We start from the raw sequence: 4442 nt of genomic DNA on the forward strand, positions 1-4442 counted from the left end.
GCTGTAGTATAAAGGTTATCCCTGTATCAGCTGATTTAAACTCTTGGCAGTAAACCAATTACACTAAAGTTGAAACATTCCCCTTCCTTTCGGTCACTCACTGAACACATTGTGAAATTATTGATTTTCCTGAGGTCAATTACAATGCAGATATGGTTCCAATCTTCCATATAATAGAATTGGTAGTTTCTTTGGATGCAATAAATGATGGATATGATAAACTCCCATTATCAAATGGATCGTCGTATAATTCTCTATCCAGTATTTCATCAGCTCTAGAACCTACTATCAGGTGATCTCCATCAACTGCATCAAGCCAGTAAGACCAAGTAGCATCCATTCGTTCTCTCCAGGAGTCTGGAAACTCAGTCATTTTCATCCTTGCAATTATTAATTGATCCCTCTCCTCATTAACCCAATATTTCTTTTTAAGTAGTTCTTCTATCTCCTCCGTTATTTCATATATACAAGATTTATCTGTCCATGATTCGTTTGATAATGAAGATCTTAAGATAAGCTTAATACGTCATACTTTTAGTAATTTTATTCTAAATGATAGGGGGATGGCTTTTTTCATTGCTCAAACCATAGACTATGATCATGATACGGATAATAAAAAGATTGTAAAAGATAAAGAATTGTTGAAAAAGCTTGAGTTATGTGGATTCTCGCGTATTTTTAATTCTGTTGTTAAGGATTTGATATTAGAGATAGAAGTATACAAGCTCCAAGCTTTATGATTGTGCAGAAATCATAAAGCTTGGCCAATCATCTTTATTATGTGATAGATGACAATTTTCAGAAGGGTGATTGATGTAAATGTCTAAAACCTACCGTGTAGAAGGAAGGCAGATTGCCTATATTTTGAGGGGCCTATTCATTATTATTGGACTTGCTATTTATTTCAGCATTCCAGGATTGCATTGGGGATTCTTTTTCGGAATCCTCATTGCTTCAGTGATAGTAGCAGAAATCCTTGGGGCTGCCTGGACACGGAAAAGACGTAAAAAAAAAAATATAGCAATAAGTCGACGAATAAAAAGACAGGTAACACAGTATCAAGGCGATCAACCAAGGGCTGTAGGAGCGATGAGATCATACTAACAAGCCGCCTGGACGATTTATCGGGAGCAGAGTTTGAACGGCTGCTTGCTCTTTACTTTCGAGACCAGGGTTATACAGTGAATGAAGTTGGTGTAGGGGGTAATGACGGTGGAGTAGATCTTGTGATTATCGATCGTCGTGGTGAGAAAACGGCTGTACAGGCCAAGTGTTACGCTGATCATAATCTTGTTCCTGTGATGACTGTTCGTGAGCTGGTTGGAGCTAAGCGTAATCACGACTGTATTCTTTCGTTGCTTGTCACTACATCAGATCTTACTGCTCCAGCAAAGAAGGAAGCAGAACAGTTCAAGGTTGATTATTGGCATGGGGCTCTCGTTGAGCAGAAACTGAAGGCATGGGGAAAATGGCAACCAAGCAAGAAGCGTCGTCCTGTTGAAAAGAGTAAAACTGCGGCAAAGTCGGAGATAATGAAGGCAAGACAGGAAGTAGCGGCAGGATCAAGTATAGTGACATGCAAGTGTGGTGCTCCTATGGTACGAAGAAAGAATAAGCAAGGAGCTGAATTTTGGGGCTGCAGTAACTTCCCAAGATGCCGAAATACGAGAGCTATTTAGCAAAATATAAGGATCGAAGGATATACTATTGAAAAATGACCCGGTGCTTTCTCTGCAACAGTAGCTAATCTGAACACAAATGAGTATGTATCGTTGGAAGTAATCGAAAAGTTTGCAGTTTAACGGCTCCTAAAGATTCGGGGTTTTCTAAGTTCGATAGCAATATTTTCTTGACCCGTATGGTAGACAATATTGTTGCCTTTACATTTAAAGAGCTCTTTGGTAGCTTCAGAAGGGGCCTGAATAGCTCGTACAAGAGCAACCTCGTCAACGTATTGAATATTATCTTCAATGTGCGAATCCAGGATTTTGAGCAGGACGTATTGTTCAGGATAAATCGTACGAACCTTTTGCCATTGCATTGCTATCACATCCTTTGGATATTTTCTGTTCAAGTGTAAATAACGAATTATACCGCTCCCTTGAACGAAGTGATGGCTGAATTATAAAAGCTCGGATAATCTTTTGAAGTTACTCGTCAAGTAAGAAAATTAATAAAAGTCCGTTAAACGGCCTTCGTCCTGATTAATTGGACTGAGGTTAACTTTGCCTGAAAGCATCCTGTCTTCATATTGAAGTGGCGCCAAATAAACCGTCAGCGTTTTTTTATATGACCGGCTTGGGCTTCAGCGCGTATTATACTCAGGCAACAATTACAGAGCTATGCTCTTCCAAAGTGCTTGGAGTACGCTGGTCTCGACTTGGAAAAATATCGGTTGTAATAAGGAGCAGTAGCGTAATGAATAGATTGCCTAGCAGCTTCACTACCAGTACCGGGATGCATTTTTTTTGGCAATCGAAAAGTGCTGAGTTTTGCAGCGATGAAATCTGTCAATATGCAGCAACAAGTAAGGTTTATGCATAGGTTTGACATGGAGACTCTATGGGTATGATTCACTGCGAAGGGGCGAAGCCACAGGCTTCGCAGAGGCTGGTGCGGACATATACAAGCGACCACATTCCAATACTGGAAAGTGGTCGCGTTTGTGTCTATTTTATGCAGTCAGGTGAAGCTTAAGATTAGTCCAGGATTTCCCAACCATTGCCGGTGTGTGCTCTTTCTACAACGCCATTGCCCGAAATGAAACGGATTTTAGAACCGTCCTGCAATGTGTATTCCAGGAATGGGAATCTAATTTGATAGCGATCATAGCGGCTTCCGTACAAAGTGATCTGATTGGCTACAGTGCTCATTCCATTAATACCATCTCTAATCACAGTTTCAGTTTTCACACCAGTGCCTGCTCCAAATAGGGCAATTGCAAGAGAGGTGATACCCGTTGCCACCCCTATGGGAGTGCTTGTATAGAAAACAAGAGCCAAAACGGTTACTCCAATTGATGCCAGACTCGTGACGAGAACTTCTTTATTAGGGTTACCGGTACTAAATTTCCCCTGATTTCATGCCTGCTAGGTGCTACACTTTCATCTTGATTAACTTGAGTACCAGGAAGCGTAATATAATTCCTTATATTTTCATGTTTTGTGATTTTCTAATTGTCAATATCAACACAATTTTTTCCATTTTTGTGCGTCTAATACAATGTGACTTACTAAATCATAAAAATAGGATGGTGTAAAATGTTTAGGAAATTAGTGAACGCATTTGCGGCGTTTTCCCTAGTTGTACCACTGATTTTGAGCAACACATCTTATGCTGCAGCCAATGTATCTGTGGGATTGAATATTAATGGGGTTTTAGTGAATGATCAAAAACCTAAAGTGATTAATCAGACTACTTTTGTTCCAATTCGAACTGTTACCTTACTTCCTGGTCTACAAGTTGCTTGGAACAACAAGACAAAAACGGTCACGGTTACAAACTCCAATACCAAGGAAAAAGTAAGTCTGGCAGTAGGGAACAAAATCGCTTCAAGAGGAAATGATAAGATCAGCTTAAGTTCGCCAGCCCGCATTATCGACGGAGTTACCTACGTCCCTTTTCGTTTTATAGGCGAGGCATTTGGTGCTACGGTAAAGTGGGATAATGTTTCGAAATCCGTGGCCATCTACAACACCGATCCTTCTGTAATCGCAAACTTGAAAAGCGATGACTTAAAAACTGCGAGAACTGCAGCTCTCAAATTACCGAGAATATCGTTTAATGAAGAGTTCACTACTTCGGATGAATCGCACTCAACCACATACTATTTTCCTTATGGTGAAGCTAATAGGTTTTTCATAAGCGATCAAGGAGTAACTCAATATTTAGAGATCAAGGATAATGCAGCTTGGGTCATATGGGAAGGTGTTGTGAGTTCTTCTGCTACTAATAAAGCAGATATTATACCCAATATTGTTGAAGCGGTCAGCAAAGAACGGGGGGATCGGCCGGATATTACCGGCAAATTGAGTTACTTTGTTGATTTGTGGATGATGGAACAAGTTCGGTATGGAACGATTGATGAAAACGGAACGAATACCCAAATTGGAGAAACTACAGTAGATGTGTCTAACAGTGTGATCTTGGAGATCCCAGGCGAACAACGGGTAAATTAATTTTTTACTGAAGAATTCCCCCTTTAAGTTTAAGAGTTGTTACGAATAAGCGAAAGAAACCCTGGTCACCTGTAGGTGATCAGGGTTTCTTATTTGATTTTATTTAAGAGAAGCGTAGTAAATCCCACTTCCAAAGGAAGCTTCACCTACGGTATAATCTTCCGGAGTCGGAGTTGTGGATTGTCAACCAATGTCAACAGGTTAGCGACACACGATGCTAAAGGTCAACAATTGTTCTTGCGATTATGATGGAATTTGGATTTT

At 40.1% G+C, this 4442-nt stretch carries 7 protein-coding genes; 4 read left to right on the forward strand and 3 right to left on the reverse strand.

Annotated elements, in window-relative coordinates; all coding sequences use genetic code 11:
- Positions 1-139 precede the first annotated feature (139 nt).
- Positions 140-340, reverse strand: coding sequence for a hypothetical protein (locus tag ACE41H_RS24925; RefSeq protein WP_375358271.1), 201 nt, complete (start codon positions 338-340; stop codon positions 140-142).
- Positions 341-563: 223 nt separating this feature from the next.
- Here ACE41H_RS24925 and ACE41H_RS24930 point away from each other — a divergent pair, with 223 nt between their 5' ends.
- The 3 genes from ACE41H_RS24930 (at position 564) to ACE41H_RS24940 (ending at position 1679) form a co-directional block, all read left to right on the forward strand.
- Complete coding sequence (locus ACE41H_RS24930; protein ID WP_375358272.1) at positions 564-740, forward strand: hypothetical protein; 177 nt, start codon at positions 564-566, stop codon at positions 738-740.
- A 79-nt stretch (positions 741-819) separates the two neighbouring features.
- Positions 820-1104, forward strand: a complete 285-nt coding sequence (locus ACE41H_RS24935) for a CrcB family protein (protein WP_375358273.1) — start codon at positions 820-822, stop codon at positions 1102-1104.
- A gap of 41 nt (positions 1105-1145) precedes the next feature.
- Positions 1146-1679, forward strand: coding sequence for a restriction endonuclease (locus ACE41H_RS24940; RefSeq protein ID WP_375358277.1), 534 nt, complete (start codon positions 1146-1148; stop codon positions 1677-1679).
- Positions 1680-1798: 119 nt separating this feature from the next.
- Here ACE41H_RS24940 and ACE41H_RS24945 read toward each other — a convergent pair whose 3' ends face one another.
- Positions 1799-2041, reverse strand: a complete 243-nt coding sequence (locus tag ACE41H_RS24945) for a hypothetical protein (RefSeq protein ID WP_375358274.1) — start codon at positions 2039-2041, stop codon at positions 1799-1801.
- Positions 2042-2699: 658 nt separating this feature from the next.
- On the reverse strand, positions 2700-3002 hold the full coding sequence (locus ACE41H_RS24950; protein ID WP_375358275.1) for a hypothetical protein: 303 nt from the start codon (positions 3000-3002) through the stop codon (positions 2700-2702).
- A gap of 258 nt (positions 3003-3260) precedes the next feature.
- On the opposite strand from ACE41H_RS24950, the gene ACE41H_RS24955 reads away from it, so the two are divergent.
- Positions 3261-4178 carry a copper amine oxidase N-terminal domain-containing protein gene (locus ACE41H_RS24955; RefSeq protein WP_375358276.1) on the forward strand — a complete coding sequence of 306 codons (918 nt, stop codon included), beginning with the start codon at positions 3261-3263 and terminating at the stop codon, positions 4176-4178.
- The last annotated feature ends 264 nt before the right edge of the window (positions 4179-4442 follow it).

This window comes from Paenibacillus enshidis, assembly GCF_042136365.1.
Taxonomy (GTDB): Bacteria; Bacillota; Bacilli; order Paenibacillales; family Paenibacillaceae; genus Paenibacillus; species Paenibacillus enshidis.